Source organism: Azospirillum sp. FG154, assembly GCF_057809575.1.
The window spans coordinates 20,285-37,103 of the sequence record NZ_JBMDKF010000022.1 but is presented as its reverse complement, the minus strand read 5'-3'; the positions used below and the strand labels follow the sequence as shown (position 1 = coordinate 37,103).

At 66.9% G+C, this 16,819-nt stretch carries 17 protein-coding genes; 9 read left to right on the top strand and 8 right to left on the bottom strand.

Annotated elements, in window-relative coordinates; all coding sequences use genetic code 11:
- Nucleotides 1-46: 46 nt before the first annotated feature.
- Nucleotides 47-784: a response regulator transcription factor CtrA gene (gene ctrA / locus ACODS4_RS21240; RefSeq protein WP_488867264.1), complete on the bottom strand. Its 738-nt coding sequence runs from the start codon at nucleotides 782-784 to the stop codon at nucleotides 47-49.
- Nucleotides 785-1,036: 252 nt separating this feature from the next.
- Between ctrA and fliI the strand changes: the two genes are divergently transcribed.
- From fliI to ACODS4_RS21215, 5 genes are all read left to right on the top strand, one after another.
- Nucleotides 1,037-2,374 (top strand): flagellar protein export ATPase FliI, encoded by a 1,338-nt coding sequence (fliI, locus tag ACODS4_RS21235; protein WP_488867262.1) that lies wholly within the window; start codon nucleotides 1,037-1,039, stop codon nucleotides 2,372-2,374.
- Nucleotides 2,371-2,805 (top strand): flagellar export protein FliJ, encoded by a 435-nt coding sequence (locus ACODS4_RS21230; RefSeq protein ID WP_488867260.1) that lies wholly within the window; start codon nucleotides 2,371-2,373, stop codon nucleotides 2,803-2,805. The genes fliI and ACODS4_RS21230 overlap by 4 nt, the downstream gene beginning before the upstream one ends.
- Nucleotides 2,806-2,902: 97 nt before the next feature.
- Entirely contained in the window at nucleotides 2,903-3,793 is an 891-nt protein-coding gene (locus ACODS4_RS21225) for a prephenate/arogenate dehydrogenase family protein (RefSeq protein ID WP_488867258.1), read from the top strand.
- A 90-nt stretch (nucleotides 3,794-3,883) separates the two neighbouring features.
- Complete coding sequence (gene hcp, locus ACODS4_RS21220) at nucleotides 3,884-5,545, top strand: hydroxylamine reductase (protein ID WP_488867256.1); 1,662 nt, start codon at nucleotides 3,884-3,886, stop codon at nucleotides 5,543-5,545.
- A gap of 88 nt (nucleotides 5,546-5,633) precedes the next feature.
- Nucleotides 5,634-6,671 carry a 2Fe-2S iron-sulfur cluster binding domain-containing protein gene (locus tag ACODS4_RS21215; protein WP_488867254.1) on the top strand — a complete coding sequence of 346 codons (1,038 nt, stop codon included), beginning with the start codon at nucleotides 5,634-5,636 and terminating at the stop codon, nucleotides 6,669-6,671.
- Between the two features lie 86 nt (nucleotides 6,672-6,757).
- Here the strand turns inward: ACODS4_RS21215 and ACODS4_RS21210 are convergent, their stop codons facing one another.
- Both ACODS4_RS21210 and ACODS4_RS21205 read right to left on the bottom strand, forming a co-directional pair.
- Entirely contained in the window at nucleotides 6,758-7,363 is a 606-nt protein-coding gene (locus ACODS4_RS21210) for a cold-shock protein (protein ID WP_488867252.1), read from the bottom strand.
- A gap of 188 nt (nucleotides 7,364-7,551) precedes the next feature.
- Nucleotides 7,552-8,052, bottom strand: coding sequence for a YchJ family protein (locus tag ACODS4_RS21205; RefSeq protein ID WP_488867250.1), 501 nt, complete (start codon nucleotides 8,050-8,052; stop codon nucleotides 7,552-7,554).
- 178 nt (nucleotides 8,053-8,230) lie between these two features.
- On the opposite strand from ACODS4_RS21205, the gene ACODS4_RS21200 reads away from it, so the two are divergent.
- From ACODS4_RS21200 to ACODS4_RS21185, 4 genes are all read left to right on the top strand, one after another.
- Entirely contained in the window at nucleotides 8,231-8,980 is a 750-nt protein-coding gene (locus tag ACODS4_RS21200) for a cyclic nucleotide-binding domain-containing protein (protein ID WP_488867248.1), read from the top strand.
- A gap of 11 nt (nucleotides 8,981-8,991) precedes the next feature.
- The gene (gene rnhB, locus ACODS4_RS21195) at nucleotides 8,992-9,678 is read left to right on the top strand and encodes a ribonuclease HII (protein ID WP_488867246.1); all 687 of its coding nucleotides are present in this window, start codon (nucleotides 8,992-8,994) and stop codon (nucleotides 9,676-9,678) included.
- A 91-nt stretch (nucleotides 9,679-9,769) separates the two neighbouring features.
- Entirely contained in the window at nucleotides 9,770-10,852 is a 1,083-nt protein-coding gene (locus tag ACODS4_RS21190) for a site-specific DNA-methyltransferase (protein ID WP_488867244.1), read from the top strand.
- 95 nt (nucleotides 10,853-10,947) lie between these two features.
- A complete protein-coding gene (locus ACODS4_RS21185; protein WP_488867242.1) occupies nucleotides 10,948-11,331 on the top strand; it encodes a dihydroneopterin aldolase in 384 nt (127 codons plus the stop codon).
- Nucleotides 11,332-11,485: 154 nt separating this feature from the next.
- Here the strand turns inward: ACODS4_RS21185 and pcaG are convergent, their stop codons facing one another.
- From pcaG to pcaF, 5 genes are all read right to left on the bottom strand, one after another.
- Nucleotides 11,486-12,034, bottom strand: coding sequence for a protocatechuate 3,4-dioxygenase subunit alpha (gene pcaG / locus ACODS4_RS21180; protein ID WP_488867240.1), 549 nt, complete (start codon nucleotides 12,032-12,034; stop codon nucleotides 11,486-11,488).
- Between the two features lie 3 nt (nucleotides 12,035-12,037).
- Entirely contained in the window at nucleotides 12,038-12,757 is a 720-nt protein-coding gene (gene pcaH / locus ACODS4_RS21175; protein WP_488867238.1) for a protocatechuate 3,4-dioxygenase subunit beta, read from the bottom strand.
- 111 nt (nucleotides 12,758-12,868) lie between these two features.
- Nucleotides 12,869-14,245 carry a 3-carboxy-cis,cis-muconate cycloisomerase gene (locus tag ACODS4_RS21170; protein ID WP_488867236.1) on the bottom strand — a complete coding sequence of 459 codons (1,377 nt, stop codon included), beginning with the start codon at nucleotides 14,243-14,245 and terminating at the stop codon, nucleotides 12,869-12,871.
- A complete protein-coding gene (gene pcaDC / locus ACODS4_RS21165) occupies nucleotides 14,242-15,456 on the bottom strand; it encodes a bifunctional 3-oxoadipate enol-lactonase/4-carboxymuconolactone decarboxylase PcaDC (protein WP_488867234.1) in 1,215 nt (404 codons plus the stop codon). Before pcaDC ends, ACODS4_RS21170 begins: the two co-directional genes overlap by 4 nt.
- A gap of 162 nt (nucleotides 15,457-15,618) precedes the next feature.
- Nucleotides 15,619-16,818 (bottom strand): 3-oxoadipyl-CoA thiolase, encoded by a 1,200-nt coding sequence (pcaF, locus tag ACODS4_RS21160; protein WP_488867232.1) that lies wholly within the window; start codon nucleotides 16,816-16,818, stop codon nucleotides 15,619-15,621.
- Between the last annotated feature and the right edge of the window lies 1 nt (nucleotide 16,819).

Below are 16,819 nucleotides of genomic sequence, written 5' to 3'. Positions count from 1 at the left end.
TCGTCTTCGTCCGGTCAAACAGCGAAAATAAATAAATCGCCCGAACTCAACCCGCCGCCTGTTGCGGAATGCGCGGCGGCGGCGAAGTCACGCCTTCAACGATTTCCTCGTGCGGATCACGCAAAACATAACCACGCCCCCACACGGTTTCGATGTAATTGTCGCCCTGGGTGGCGGCGGCCAATTTCTTGCGGAGTTTGCAAACGAACACGTCGATGATTTTCAATTCCGGCTCGTCCATTCCGCCATAAAGATGGTTCAAAAACATCTCTTTGGTCAGCGTCGTGCCCTTGCGCAGGCTCAACAGCTCCAGAATGCCATATTCCTTGCCGGTCAGATGCAGCGGCAGGGTGTCCACCTCCACCGTGCGGGTGTCGAGGTTGACCGTCAGACGACCGGTGCGGATCACGCTGTCGGAATGGCCCTTGGACCGGCGAACGATGGCCTGAATGCGGGCGATCAACTCGCGCTTGTCAAAAGGCTTGGTCAGATAATCGTCGGCGCCGAATCCCAACCCCTTGATCTTGTTGTCCATCTCGGTCAAGCCAGACAGAATCAGAATCGGGGTGGTGACGCGGGCGGCGCGCAGACGGCGCAACACCTCGTAACCATCAATGTCCGGCAGCATCAGATCGAGGATGATGATGTCGTAATCGTAAAGCTTGCCGATCTCCAGCCCGTCTTCACCCAGATCGGTGGAATCGACGATGAAACCTTCCGTGTTCAGCATCAACTCGATGCTTTTGGCGACGGAGGTATCGTCCTCAACCAGCAGAACCCTCATGGCGACATCCCGACGTTTGATGGTGCGCTTTCGCAACCCGAACTTCGGCGCGGCCCCCGCTCCTTCATGAACGGTGTGTCTCCCCGCCGTTTACACAAGTTAACAGACGATTCAGCTTAACGCCAGAAGGATGCGCTTCATGCAACGTTGATGCTTCCTCCGCAAGATGCGGGCATACTGGTTGACGGCGGCGTCCAGCAAACGACGAACGCCTTGAAAACCCTTGGCCATCGCGCATTTTGGAGCACGCCCGTGCCCGCCGACATCGCTCAACTCATCCACGACATCGACGCCATTCCAGGTTTCAACCGCTTTGGCCGGGTGACGGCCGTGCTTGGCCTGATGGTTGAGGTCGGCGGCATTGAAAAGGAATTGTCGGTCGGCGGTCGCTGCGTGGTTGAATCCCGCGATGGCCGCCACATCCCGTGCGAGGTGGTCGGCTTTCGGCAAGGCCGCGCCCTGCTGATGCCGTTTGGGGCGCTGGACGGCGTCGGGTTGGGCTGCCGCGCCCTGGTGGCGAAGGATCAAGCCTGCATCTTCCCGACCGACGCGTGGCTGGGCCGCGTCGTCAACGCGCTGGGCGAGCCGGTGGACGGCAAGGGGCCGCTGCCGCGCGGGACGCGCGGGGTGCCGATCCGCAACACGCCGCCCAACGCCCACGCCCGCGCGCGGGTGGGGGAAAAGCTGGATTTGGGCATCCGCGCCATCAACGCCTTTCTCACCTGTTGCCTGGGCCAGCGCATGGGCATCTTCGCCGGATCTGGCGTCGGCAAATCCTCCGTCATGTCGATGCTGGCGCGCTTTTCCGGGGCGGAGATCGCGGTGATCGGGCTGATCGGCGAACGCGGACGCGAGTTGCAGGAGTTCATCACCGAGGATCTGGGCGAAGAGGGCTTGGCCCGCAGCATCGTCGTCTGCGCCACGTCGGACGAAGCCCCGCTGATGCGCCGCCAGGCCGCCTACATGACGCTGTCGGTCGCCGAATATTTCCGCGACGAGGGCCGCAACGTCCTGTGCATGATGGACAGCGTCACCCGCTTCGCCATGGCCCAGCGCGAAATCGGCCTGTCGGCGGGCGAACCGCCGACGACCAAGGGCTATCCGCCGACCGTCTTCGCCGAGTTGCCGCGCCTGCTGGAGCGCGCCGGGCCGGGGCTGGTCGGGTCGGGGTCGATCACCGGCCTGTTCACCGTTCTGGTCGAGGGCGACGACCACAACGAACCCATCGCCGACGCGGTGCGCGGCATTCTCGACGGTCACATCGTGTTGGAGCGCCAGATCGGCGAACGGGGCCGCTACCCCGCCATCAACATTCTGCGCAGCGTGTCGCGCACCATGCCGGGTTGCAACAGCCGCAACGAAAACGAGTTGGTCAACCACGCCCGGCGGCTGTTGTCCGCCTATGACAACATGGCGGAGATGATCCGGTTGGGCGCCTACCGCAAAGGTTCCGACCCGCAGGTGGACGAGGCGATCCACTATCAACCGGCGCTGGAGGCCTTTTTGAAGCAAGGCAAGCGGGAGTCGACCGATCTGGCCACCAGCTACGCCCTGTTGGCTGAAATCTTCGGGGTGCAGTGGCCGCAATGAGCCTGAAAACCATCATCCGTCTGCAAAAGCTGCAATTGGACGAAAAGCGCCGCACCCTGGCGGAGCTGCAAAATCTTGGCGACCGTTTGAAGGCGGAAATCGAGAAACTGAAAGAAGAAATCGCCCACGAGCAGGCGACGGCGCGCGACGATTTCGCCGTGTCCTTCACCTACGCCAACTTCGCCCAAGCGGCGATGGAGCGGGGCCGCAAGCTGGGGGAATCGCTGCTTCAGGTCGAGGTTCAAATCAGCATCGCCACCGACCAGATGGCCGAAGCCTATCAGGAGTTGAAGCGCTTTGAACTGGCCGAAGAAGAACGGTTGAAGCGGGAAAAAGACAAACAAAAGCGCAAAGAGGCCATCATGCTCGACGAAACCGCCCTGGTCGGTTTCCGTCGTCGGCAGGCCGAAGAAGAGGCGGCGGAGGGCTAAGGCCCGCAACCCCGCAAAGTTTCGCTTGGTCCATCCGCCCCAAGGTGGTTTAAAACAAGGCGTTTTTCGCGCCCGCAACCCACCCCCGTGGACCATCATGAGCGACACCGCCCCCCTGTTCGACCGCGTCGCCTTCATCGGCATCGGCCTGATCGGCTCGTCTCTGGCGCGGGCGCTGACGGAGTATGGCATCGCCCGGCAGGTCGTCTGCGCCGACCGCAGCAAGGACGTCTGCGTCAAGGCGATGGAGTTGGGCATCGTCGAGATGGCGACGACGGAGGTGGAGGTCGCGTTGGACGGGGCCGATCTGGTGGTGCTGGCCACCCCGGTCGGCAGCTTCGCCGAGGTGGGGGAGCGCATCGGCCCGCATCTGGCCCCCGGAACCATCGTGACCGACGTCGGCTCGGTCAAGCAGGCGGTGCTGCGCGACATCGGCCCCAACCTGCCCGACGGCGTGCATCTGGTCCCCGGCCATCCGGTGGCGGGCACGGAGCACTCCGGGCCGGAGAACGGCTTCGCCTCGCTGTTTCAGGGGCGCTGGTGCATTCTGACCCCGCCGACCGGGGCTGACCCGCAAGCGGTGGACAAGGTGGTTGAGATGTGGCGCCGCGTCGGCTCCAACGTCGAGATCATGGAGGCCAGCCACCATGACCGCGTGCTCGCCATCACCTCGCATCTGCCCCACCTGATCGCCTACACCATCGTCGGCACCGCGTCGGATCTGGAGGAGGACACCAAGTCCGAAGTCATCAAATTTTCGGCGGGCGGCTTCCGCGACTTCACCCGCATCGCCGCCAGCGATCCGGTGATGTGGCGCGACGTGTTTCTCAACAACCGCGAAGCCGTGCTGGAGATTCTCCAGCGCTTCACCGAGGATCTGACCGCCCTGCAACGCGCCATCCGGTGGGGCGAGGGGCAGCAGTTGCAGGACACCTTCACCAAAACCCGCGCCATCCGTCGCGGCATCATCGACGCCAAGCAGGCGTAAAAGTTCTTCACTTGACCATGGTCAAGTGAGACGGTCGAGGCCGCCCCTATAAGCGCTCTGGAACACTCCAGAAACGTCAGAGGGCGCCTCATGTTTTGCTATCAGTGCGAGCAAACGACCCGTCTTCCCAGCGGCGACGGCTGCGCGTCGGCCAAGGGCCTGTGCGGCAAGGACGCGACCACGGCGGATCTCCAGGATCTGCTGGTCCACGCGGTGAAGGGCGTCGCCCAGCAGGCCCGCCGCGCCCGCGCCCTGGGCGTGCCGGACCATGAGGCGGGCGCCTTCATGCTGCACGCGCTGTTCACCACCCTGACCAACGTCAATTTCAACCCGACCCGCTTCGTCACTCTGCTGAACGAGGCGGCGGCGGTGCGCGACCGGGTGAAGGCGCGTTGCGAGGCCGCGCCGAACGCCGCCACAATCGCCGCCCCAACCGGCCCGGCGATTGAGTGGACGCCCGCCGCCGATCTGGAAGGGCTGCTGGCCCAAGCCGCCGCCGTGCCGGTCAACGCCGGTCTGGCCGAGGTGGGGGAGGACGTCGTCGGTCTGCGCGCCCTGATCCTCTACGGCATGAAGGGCGTCGCCGCCTACGCCAACCACGCCGCCGTGCTGGGCTACACCCGCGACACGGTGTTCGCGGGCGTGGAAGAGGCGATGGCTTTTCTGGCCAGCGACCCGACCGACGTCCCGACTTTGCTGGACCGCGCGCTGTCGGTCGGTCGCCTCAACCTTGAGGTCATGGAGCTGCTGGACGCCGCCAACACCGGGCGTTTCGGCACGCCATGCCCGACCGCCGTCCGCGTCGCCCCGGTGGCGGGCAAGGCGATTCTGGTCAGCGGCCATGATCTGGGCGATCTGGAAGCCCTGCTGAAGCAAACGGCGGGCAAGGGAATCAACGTCTACACCCACGGCGAAATGCTGCCCGCCCACAGCTATCCGACGCTGAAGGCGTACCCGCATCTGGTCGGCAATTACGGCGGAGCCTGGCAGGATCAGCAGACGGATTTCGCCAACTTCCCCGGCCCGATCCTGATGACGTCCAATTGCATCATCGAACCCGGCCCGCGTTACCGCCAGCGCATCTTCACCGCCGGGCCGGTGGGTTGGCCCGGTCTGCGCCACCTGACCGACCACCAATTCAAGCCGCTGGTTGACGCCGCTCTGGCTTTGCCGGGCTTCAAAGCGGACGAACCGGAACAGACCATCACCGTCGGCTTTGGCCGCGACGCCGTGCTGGGCGTGGCCGGCGCCGTCATCGACGCGGTGAAGGCGGGCGACATCCGCCATTTCTTCCTGATCGGCGGCTGCGACGGCGCGGCGTCGGGCCGCAACTATTACTCCGACTTCGCGACCGGCGCGCCGGACGACACGGTGGTTCTGACGCTGGGTTGCGCCAAATACCGCTTCAACCGGCATGAGTTCGGGGCCATCGGCGGCATTCCGCGTCTGCTCGACATCGGCCAGTGCAACGACAGCTATTCGGCGATCCGCATCGCCGGGGCCTTGGCCGAAGCCTTCGATTGCAGCGTCAACGACCTGCCCTTGTCGCTGGTGGTGTCCTGGTTCGAGCAGAAGGCCGCCGCCGTGCTGCTGACCCTGCTGGCGTTGGGCATCCGCAACATCCGGTTGGGGCCGACCTTGCCCGCCTTCATCACGCCGAACGTGCTGGCGACGCTGGTGGACGGCTTCGGCATCCAGCCGATCACCAACGCGCCGGACGACATCGCCGCCGCGCTGAACCGCGCCGCCTGATCGTCTGAACCGCGCCGCCGGATGGGGGGAGTCATCCTGCCCGTCCGGCGGCGCTTTTCGTTTGTTCCGACTGGGAGTTTCCCAACCGATGAGCGTCCACAGCATCGCGCTGCTCACCCGCGACGGCGAGCGGCTGAGCTTTCCCTGCGCCGAGGATCAAAGCCTGGTCGAGGCCGCCGCCGCCGTCGATCTGTTCCTGCCGGTGGTCTGCCGCGAGGGCGGTTGCGGGGCCTGCCGGGCCACCGCGCAAGAGGGGGAGTATCATCTCGGCCCCCACAGCAGCGCCGCTTTGTCGGCGGAGGACGCCGAACGCCGGGCGATCCTGCTGTGCCGGACCTACCCGCGTGGTCCGATGAGCGTCAGCGCCCCCTTTGACCGCTCCCGCATCCTCAGCCAAGCCGTGCGCCCGCGCGGCGCCGCCGTGACCGATTTGACGGTGGTGGGCGAGCGGACCATCCGCCTGCGCCTGGAACTGGAGGATGAGGGGGAGGGCCGCGCGGCGGAGTTTGAGGCCGGGCAATATATGGAGCTGGAGATCCCCGGCGAGGGCGTGCGCCGCGCCTATTCGCTGGCCAACACGGCGAATTGGGACGGCGTGTTGGAATTCCTGATCCGCCTGCAACCCCAGGGGCGTTTTTCCGGCTATCTGGAGCGGCGGGCCAAGATCGGGGATCGCCTGCTGACGCATGGGCCGCTGGGCGGTTTCACCTTGCAGGAGCATGGCTTGCGCCCGCGCTGGTTCGTCGCCGGGGGAACCGGGCTGGCCCCGATGCTGTCGATGCTGCGGCGGATGGCCGAGTTCCAGGATCCGCAACCCGCCCGCCTCTATTTCGGCGTCAACCGGGAGAGCGAGCTGTTCGCGCTCGACGATCTCGGGCGGGTGGCGGAGGCGTTGCCGGGATTCACCCTGATCCCCTGCGTCTGGCAGGCCGGAGACGGGTGGCAAGGCTTTCGAGGCACCCCGGCGGACGCGGTGCGCGCCGATCTGGCGGCGTTGGCTGTGGCCCCCGATCTTTACACCTGTGGCCCGCCCGCCTTGATCGACGCGGTGGAGCGCGCGGCGCGCGAGCAGGGCGTGCCGGACAACCATCTGTTCAGCGAACGCTTTCTGCCCAGCGTCGCCTGAATCTCGTTCAAAGGGCGGACGACAAAAAACCCCCGCTCCAGTGGAGCGGGGGTTTTCCGCATCAGATCACATCACGAGACGAGACGTTACGCCAGCTCGACGCGCTGCGCTTCCGGTCCCTTGGCGCCCTGGCGGATGCTGACACGCACCTGCTCGCCATCGGCCAAAGACTGGATGCCCGAACGCTCCAACGCGCGGATGTGGACGAAAATGTCCTTGCCGCCGCTGGCCGGGGCGATGAAGCCAAAGCCCTTGGTCACGTTGAACCACTTGACGGTGCCGTCAACGGTCTCGCCGCTGTCGGAATCGCCGTAGGAGTCACGACCGCCGCCGTAGCTGTTGCCGCCGCCGTAGCCGCCATCGTTGCCCCAGCCGCTGTCACGGTCACGCGCCGGGCGGGCCGGACGGCTGCTCGGGGCGGCGGTGGACAGGTCCACGGAATGGATGGTGGCGACCTGCGGACCCTTCGGGCCGCGCGAGAGGTCGCACACGATGGTCGCGCCTTCGTCGAGGCTGTCGTGCCCGCTGAATTGCAGAACCGTCGAGTGAAGGAAAGCGTCGGGCGAGCCGTCTTCGGGCGTCACGAAGCCGAAGCCCTTGGTGCTGTTGAACCACTTCACAGTGGCCCGGATGTCGCGCTGGGTAATCTCGGGAGCGCGGAACGAGTTGTTGCGCTGCGGACGATCGAACATAAGTGTAGTCTCATCTGTCGTGATAGACCGCATCCCGAAACGCCGGAACACGGCGAACGGACCATGAGCCGTTCCGGCGCGGAATTCAATCGGGATTGCGGCCCAAACCACGAAAGACTCGAGAAAGTTTCAGACCCGGCGCGTTTTGGCGGCGCGCCGGGTGAAATTGATCGCGACGGACGGGCCGGTCAGGCCCCGTGGCACTTCTTGTATTTCTTGCCGCTGCCGCAGGGGCAGGGGTCGTTGCGGCCAACCTTGGGGCCGCTGCGCGGGCGGGCGCCCAGCACGCCGTCCACATAATACCAACGCCCGTCCTGGTGGATGAAACGGCTGGTTTCGTGGTGGGTCAGCGGCTTGTTGTTCATCGTGAAGCGGGCGACGAACTCGACCAGACCGTCCTTGTCGCCGGGCTGGCCGCCTTCGGTGGAGCGGATCTCAAGCCCGGTCCAAACGCTGTTGTCGGCCCAGGTCTCGGCCTCGGCGCGGGCGAAGTCGCCGCGCGTTTCCGGCTGCAAGGTGTCGTGCAGATAGTCGATGTTGCGGACGGCGTAGGCCGAATAGCGCGAGCGCATCAGCGCTTCCGCCGTCGGGGCGGGCAAGCCGGCCAGATAGGGGCCGCAGCAGGCGTCAAAAGTCTTTCCCGAACGGCAAGGGCATTCGGTGGAGGTCGCGGGGGTTTCGGCGGTCATGTCGGCATCTCTGAAGTCACGCGGGCGCCGGCCCATGCCGTCGCGGGCCGCATCCATAGCGCAGCCGCGTCCATCGGCTCAAGAGGGTGATCGTGGGCCATTCCCAATTGGCGGATTAACGATTTTCAGTCATCATTCCTGATAAGGTTCTTGCGCCACACGCTTCTTGAGCCGACCAATGACAAGCCCCCCCAGCGCCGACACCCGACGCATTCAGATCCCAGCCGGAACCATCCTGATGCATCAGGGGGCCTTTGGCGACCGCGCATGGCTGGTCGAATCCGGTGAAATGGAAGCTTTGCTGGAACGTCCAGAAGGCTTGAAGCGGTTGGGAATCATCAAAGCCGGGTCGGTGGTCGGCGAAATGGCCCTGATCGACAACGGAACGCGCAGCGCCACCGTGCGCACCGTCACGTCGGTGTCGGCGGTGGAGCTGACTCGCGAGACGTTTCAAATCATGCTGCGCAAATCGCCGCCGCTGGCGCGCTATCTGCTGGAAAGCCTGATCGCGGCGATCCGCCGCAATTACGGCCTGCCCCAACCGGAACGGCTGGACGGCGGCGCCGAGATCCGGTCTTCGGCGTCCTTCCAGACGCTGGTCGAACGCCGCTTGTTTCGCGAGGGTCATGTCTTTTTCCGCCAGAACGACGAGGGGCTGGCCGCCTATCTGATCCAATCCGGGCAAGTCTCCATCCGCCGGGCCGACGGCTTTGAGGACAAGGAGCTGGCGTTGCTCGGCCCTGGCCGGATCTTCGGCGAGTTGGCGTTGCTGACCGATCATCCGCGCGCCGCCAGCGCCACGGCGACCGAGGCGACCGTCTGCGAAATCATCCGCAAGGAGAGCTTTGTCCAGGCCTTGGCCGCCATGCCGCCCATCTTGCGGACGCTGACCCGCATCTATATCAAGCAGCTTTCCACCCCCCGCTGAAGCCGCCGGTCATGCCCCGCAAAGCCGCCTCCGCCCCACGCCCCGCCAAAAGCGGGGCGACGGTCGTCCGTCACCGCCCCGACCTGTCCTTTGAAACCGCCTTCGGGCCGGGCCGTCGGGTTTGCGGCATCGACGAGGTTGGGCGTGGGCCGCTGGCCGGACCAGTGGTCGCCGCCGCCGTGGTGCTGCCGCCCGACGGCTTGCCGCCGGAGATCGCCGCGCTGATCGACGACAGCAAGGCGCTCAGCCGCCGTTTGCGCGACGAGATCGAACCGGCGATCCGCGCCCACGCGCTCGCCTTCGCCATCGCCGAGGCGTCGGCCCAGGAAATCGACGACCTCAACATCCACAAGGCGACCCTGCTGGCGATGAAACGCGCCTATCTGGCCTTGCCGGGAGCCGCCCCCGACGCGGCGTTGATCGACGGAAAATTCACCCCCGATCTTGGCTGCGAGGCGGTGGCGGTGGTCAAGGGCGACAGCCGCAGCCAATCCATCGCCTGCGCGTCGATTCTCGCCAAAGTGGCGCGTGACAACGAGATGTTGCGTCTGTCGGCGGAGCATCCCCACTATGGCTGGGACCGCAACGCGGGCTATCCGACGCCCGAGCATGTGGCGGCGTTGCGGCTGCACGGCGTCACCGCGCACCACCGAGTCTCTTTTGCACCAGTGCGCGCGCAAAAGGCGCTAACCGGCTGACTCGTCTGACTCTTGGCGCAAAAAGCTGTTGACGGCGACTCGGCGGCGACTCATTGTCGCGCTCGAGTCCCCGCTGCTGTTGGTTGCCCTGATGTCTCCTCACAATCGTATCCTGGTCGGTGATTGCATCGCGTTGATGAACGACCTGCCGCCTGAGTCGGTCGATCTCGTCTTCGCGGATCCGCCCTACAATCTTCAGTTGGGTGGCGAGCTGCTGCGACCGAACCATTCCCGCGTCGCCGGGGTGGATGACGATTGGGACAAGTTCGTCGATTTCGAGGCCTATGACCGCTTCACCCAGGATTGGATGACGGCGGCCCGCCGCATTCTGAAGCCCGACGGCTCGCTGTGGGTGATCGGCAGCTATCACAACATCTTCCGCGTCGGCGCGACGCTCCAGAATCTGGGATTTTGGATCCTCAACGACATCGTGTGGCGCAAGACCAACCCGATGCCGAATTTCCGGGGCACCCGCTTCGCCAACGCGCACGAAACCATGATTTGGGCGTCGAAGGACAAGGACGCGCGCTATCGCTTCAACTACGACGCCATGAAGAACCTGAACGAGGATCTTCAGATGCGCAGCGACTGGGTTCTGCCGATCTGCACCGGCGGCGAGCGGCTGCGCGACGAGGACGGCAAGAAGACCCACCCGACGCAAAAGCCGGAATCGCTGCTGTACCGGGTGATCCTGTCCTCGTCCCGTCCGGGCGACGTCGTGCTGGATCCCTTCTTCGGCACCGGCACCACCGGCGCGGTGGCCAAGCGGCTGGGCCGCAAATGGATCGGGCTGGAGCGCGACGACACTTATGTGAAGGCCGCGCAAGCCCGCATCGACGCGGTGGAGGAAGCGCCGGAGGGCGCCATCCTCGACACGCCGCCCAAGCGCAGCGCGCCGCGCATTCCCTTTGGCTGGGTGGTGGAGCGCGGCTTGCTGCGCCCCGGCTCGACTCTGTTCGACCAACGCCGCCGGGTGGCCGCGCGGGTGCGCGCCGACGGCACGCTGATCGGCTCCAACCCGTTGGGCGATCATCGCGGCTCGATCCATCAGGTCGGCGCGGCGATGGCCGGACTGCCCGCCTGCAACGGCTGGACCTATTGGCATTACGAGGATGGCGAGGCGTTGCGCCCCATCGACGTCCTGCGCGAGCAAATCCGTTCGGAAATGCACTGAAAAAGACGTTGGTTTGGGCCAAGCGTGGCTGCCTTGCCCGTCATGATCGCGGCGGTGTCTTGGCAGCCGGGCGCCGCTATGTTAGGCGTTCGCCCATGAACAAGCTTTTCGCCACCGTCACCGCTCCGACGCCGCGCGCGGCGTCGGCGGCGCTGTCCACCCGCTGTTTTGTCCGTGATCTCGTCATGGACGCCTTGATCGGCGTCTACGCGCACGAACGCGCCAAGCCCCAGCGCGTCCGCCTGAATCTGGATCTCGACGTCATCGCCCCCGGCGTGACCGGCGAGGACATGGCGTCGGTGGTCAAGGGCGTCGTCACCCAGGGGCACGTCACCCTGGTGGAGACGCTGGCCGAACGCATCGCCGAACGCTGCCTGGCCGACGCCCGCGTCAAGGCGGCGAAGGTGCGGGTCGAAAAGCTCGACGTGTTCCCCGACGCCGCCAGCGTCGGCGTGGAGATTGAGCGCACGCGCGCGTGACGGACGTTTTGTTTCCCTCTCCCGCTCCGGGAAGAGGGTGGCCCGACAGGGCCGGGTGAGGGGTTCTCCGAGAATCCCAGTCGTTGGCGAACCCCTCACCCTCCCCACTTCGTGGGTCCCCTCCCTCTCCCAGAGGGAGAGGGAAAAACACACCTTACAAATCAAAAAACACGGTTTCCCGGTCGCCTTGAAGACGGATGTCGAAGCGGTAGACCGCGCCGCCCGGCGTGTCCGCGCGGCTGGCGATCAGGGTTGACCGGCGGTCTTCCGGGACCAGGGCCAGGGTCGGATCCTCGGCGTTCGCCCGTTCCTCGTCGGCGAAATAGACGCGGGTGAAGGCGTGGACCAGCATGCCGCGCGCGAAGACCGTCACCGCGATGTGCGGGGCCTCGCCGTCGCCGGTCGCGCCCGGCTTCACGGTGTCGAAGCGGTACAGCCCCTCTTCCGTCGTGCCGCAGCGGCCAAAGCCCGCCGCGCCGGGTTGAACGCGGCCTTGCGCGTCGGCCTGCCAAATCTCAATCACGCAATCGCGGATCGGCGCGCCTTCGCCGTCCGTCACCACGCCTTCCACGCGGATGCGCTCGCCCGCCGTGTCGGTGGTGGTCAGCACGTTGCTGAGCAGCGGGCGACGGCCATACAGCTCCGGGGTCCAGGCGTAGGCGAAATAGGGGCCGACGGTCTGGGACGGGGTTTGCTTCAGCATGGTTCAGGCCTCCATCGGCGTGGCGTGGCGCCCGCGCAGAACGATGTCGAATTCATAGCCGAGCGCCCACACCGGCTCGGTCACGTCGATTGAGAAGCGCGAAATCAGCAGATCGCGCGCCCCTTCGGGAATGCCGTTGTAAATGGGATCCAACGGCAACAGCGGATCGCCGGGGAAATACATCTGCGTGACCAGCCGGGTCAGATAGGCCGGGCCGAACAGCGAGAAATGGATGTGCGCCGGACGCCACGCGTTGTGATGGTTGCCCCAGGGATAGGCGCCGGGCTTGATCGAGGTGAAGCGGTAGCGCCCCTGATCGTCGGTGACGCAACGGCCAGCCCCGAAGAAATTCGGGTCGAGCGGCGCGTCATGCTGGTCCCAGCGATGAACGTAGCGGCCCGTCGCGTTGGCCTGCCAGATCTCCAGCAGCGTGTTGGGAACCGGGCGACCGCTTTCGTCAAGCACGCGGCCCGTCACGATGATGCGCTCGCCCAACGGCTCGCCGTTCACCCGGCCATTCTTGGTCAAGTCATTGTCGAATTCGCGCAGACTGTCATGCCCGAACACCGGGCCGCTGCGGGTCAGCAGGCTTTGCTTGACCGGGATCAACGGCTTGCTGGGGGAGCGCAGCACCGTCGATTTGTAGGCGGGGGACAGGTAGGGCGGGTGCTGCGTCCAGTCGCGCGGGGCGAAATCCGCCTCGGCCTGCGGCGTGTGGGTCATCTCGGGCGCCTCCTTGGGGGTGTTTTTTGATGAGACGATTGTGGACCATTGGTCCATTTTTGTGAAACGCGAAGACTGGACCGCGCTGGTTCACTTTCTGAACAATGGGCCTCACCGACCGTGCGCGCGTTCCATCACAGCGTGATCCGCCAAGGCGCGATCAATGAAATGGGCCGCCGACCCGGTGTAGCGCAGCGGGTCGAACAGGCGGTCCAGCCCGTCCAGCCCCAGCGCCGCGACGATCTCGGCGTCCTCGGCCAGCAGGTCGCGCAAGGGGCGCTGGTCGGCGATGGCGCGGCGGCTGGCTTCCGCCACGCGGGCGTGGGCGGCCAGACGGCCCATCGTCTCGCCCAGGGCCATCGTCACCGCTTCGGCCAGGATCAAGCCGCGCGTCAAATCCAGATTAGCCCGCATCCGCTCGGCGTCCACCGTCAACCCGTCGATCATCGTGGCGGCGTGATGGGCCGCCCCGGCGACCAGCCGGGCGAGGTCGGGCAGGGCCTGCCATTCGGCGTGCCAACCGCCAAGGCCGCGTTCATGCTCCTGCACCTGCGCGGCGAGCAGCCCGCCGACCAGAGCGGGCGCGCGCAGGGCGGCGGAGAGCAGGACGGCGCAGGACACCGGGTTGCGCTTGTGCGGCATGGTGGAAGAGCCGCCGCGACCGGGGCCGGACGGCTCGAACGCCTCGCCAACCTCCATCTGCATCATCAGCGACACGTCGCGCCCGATGGTCCCCAGCGTTCCGGCGAGAATGCCCAGCGCCGCCGCCAATTCGGTCACGCGGTCGCGGCTGGCGTGCCAGGGCAAAGCGGGCAGGGGGAGGGAAAGCTCCGCCGCCAACGCCTCGGCCACCGCCGGGCCGGCATCGCCCAGCGCCGCCAACGTTCCCGCCGCGCCGCCGAATTGCAGGGCCAACCGCCCGCGCGCCGCCGCCAACCGTTGCCGGTCGCGGCCCAGCGCGTCGAGCCAGACCGCCGCCTTCAACCCGAAGGTCGTCGGCAGGGCGTGCTGCAACCAGGTGCGCGCCACCATCGGCGTCGCCCGGTGGCGGTCGGCCAGAACCGCCAGCCCGGCGGCCAGCGCCGCAAGGTCGGCGTCCAGCCCGTCGATGAAGCCGCGCAATTGCAGGACAAGGCCGCTGTCCATCGCGTCCTGGCTGGTCGCCCCCCAATGGACGAAGCGGGCGGCCTCCTCGTCAGCCTCTTTCACCTTGCGGGTCAGATGCTTGACCAGGGGAATCGCCGTGTTGCCCGCCAGCGCCGCTTCCGCCCCCAAGGCCGCCGCGTCGTAGAGCGCGGCGTCGCAGGCCGCCGCGATGGCGGCGACCGCGCCGGGGGGAATGACGCCGACCGCCGCCTCGGCCCGCGCCAACGCAGCCTCAAAATCCAGCATGCCTTGCAGGCGGGCGCGCGGGGAAAAGGCGTCCGCCGCGTCGGGCGTGGTGAACAGCGGGTCGAGCAGCGGGTCGGCGTAGGGAATCCCGCTCATGACGCCGACGCTCCGGCCTCTTCGGCGTCCATCTCCTCATAGACCGCGCGGGCGAGCGCGATGGCGTGGTTGGCGGCGGGAACCCCGGCGTAGACGGCGGCTTGCAACAGGACTTCCTTCACCTCGTCGCGGGTCACGCCGGTGTTGCGGGTGGCGCGGATGTGCAGTTTGAACTCGCCGTCATGACCCAGCGCGGCCAGCATGGCGATGGTCAGCAGGCTGCGGGTCCGCCGGTCCAGTCCGGGCCGGGTCCAGATCGATCCCCAGGCGGTTTTGGTGATGAATTCCTGGAAATCACGGTCGAAATCGCTGGCGCGGGCGAGGGAGCGGTCAACATGGGCGTCGCCCAGCACCGCGCGGCGCACCGCCATGCCCCGGTCGTACAGGCCGCGCTCCGGCATCTCGGCGGGGGCGGACAGGCCGCTCAAAAACTCCAGGATCAACGCGGCCAACTCCGCCGGGCGCTCGACGCAGGGGATGTGCGCGGCGTCGGGCAGGATGGCGAAGCGCGCGCCGGGGATGCCGTCGGCCAGTTCGCGCGCCAGGGCGGGGGAGGTCGCCAGATCCTCCGACCCCACCACCACGAGAGTCGGCGCGACGATGCGGGCGTTGTCGGCGCGCAAATCGGCGTCGCGGATCGCCATGGAACAGCCGACATAGCCATCGACCGGCGTCCGGCTGAGCATGGCGACGTAACCGCGAATGAGATCGGGGCGCTCGGCCCGGAACCGCTCGGTGAACCAGCGGGCCATCACTCCTTCGGCGATGCTGTCCAGACCGTTGGCGCGGATCGCCGCAATCCGGTCGGCCCAGATCGACGGCGGGCCGATCAACCCGGCGGTGTCGCACAGGATCAACCCGTCCACCCGCTCCGGCGCTTTCACCGCCAGCCGCTGCGCCATCATGCCGCCGATGGACAGGCCGCAGACATGCGCCCGCCCAATGCCCAGCGCGTCAAGCAGCGCTGCCGCGTCGTCGGCCAGACGGTCCATGCTGTAGCCGCTGTCGGCGCCCACCGGCGACACGCCGGTCAACCCATGGCCGCGCATGTCGTAACGCAAAACCCGGAAACGCTTGGTCAGCGCGGGCAGGGTGGCGTCCCAGATGTGCAGGCTGGTGCCGATGGAGTTGGCGAGCAGCAGAACCGGCGCGTCAGCCGGGCCGGTCAGATCGTAATGGACCGTCAATCCGTCGGCGTCGATGAAGGGCATGGGATCCTCCCGGTGGTCTTGTTTTTGTGGGGAGGAAGTGTCCGTTGCCCCCTCCCTAACCCTCCCCCGCTCACGCGGGAGAGGGGACGCGAGCGCTTCAGCCGCCTGCCCCCTCTCCCGCTGACAAGCGGGGGAGGGCTGGGGAGGGGGCCGAACGCGCGCTCACACCCGCTCGATCAACAGGGCGATGCCCTGGCCGACGCCGATGCACATGGTGCAGAGTGCGCTGCGTCCGCCGGTTCGCTCAAGCTGATAGAGCGCGGTCGTCACCAGACGCGCGCCGCTCATGCCCAGCGGGTGGCCCAGCGCGATGGCACCGCCGTTGGGGTTCACATGGTCGGCGTCGTCGGGCAAGCCCAACTCGCGCAGCACCGCCAGACCTTGCGCGGCGAACGCCTCGTTCAACTCGATCAGGTCCACCGACGAAATGGAGCGACCCAACCGTTCCAGCAGCTTTTTCGTCGCCGGAGCCGGGCCGACGCCCATCACGCGCGGCGGCACGCCAGCGGTGGCCCCCGACACGACGCGGGCGCGCGGCGTCAGGCCAAAGCGTTTGACGGCGGCCTCCGACGCGATCAACACGGCGCAGGCGCCATCGTTGACGCCCGAGGCGTTGCCCGCCGTCACCGTGCCGCCCGCCCGCACCACCGGCTTCAGCGCGGCCAGCGCCTCCAGCGTCGTGGCGCGCGGGTGCTCGTCGGTGGTGACGGTGGTTTCGCCCTTACGGCCCTTGATGACCACCGGGGTGATTTCCTGGGCCAGCGTGCCGTCGGCGATGGCGCGGGCGGCGCGCTGTTGGCTGCGCAGCGCGAAGGCGTCTTGGTCGGCGCGGCTGATTTTCCAGTCGTCCGCCACATTCTCCGCCGTTTCCGGCATGGAATCGACGCCGTACAGCGCCTTCATCGCCGGGTTGACGAAACGCCAGCCGATGGTGGTGTCGTGAATCTCGGCGGCGCGGGAAAAGGCGCTGTCGGCCTTGCCCATGACGAAGGGGGCGCGGCTCATGCTTTCCACGCCGCCCGCGATCATCAGTTCCGCGTCCCCGGCCTTGATGGCGCGCGACGCCGTGGCGATGGCGTCGAGGCCGGAACCGCACAGGCGGTTCATCGTCGTTCCCGACACGACGTCCGGCAGACCGGCCAGCAGGCTGGACATGCGGGCGACGTTGCGGTTGTCCTCCCCCGCCTGGTTGGCGCAGCCGAAGATGACGTCGTCCACCGCCGACCAATCAACCCCGGCGTTGCGCGCCATCAACGCCCGCAGCGGAACCGCGCCCAGATCGTCGGGGCGCACCGACGACAAGGCCCCGGCGTAACGCCCGATGGGCGTGCGGATGGCGTCGCAAATGTAAGCCTCGCTCATC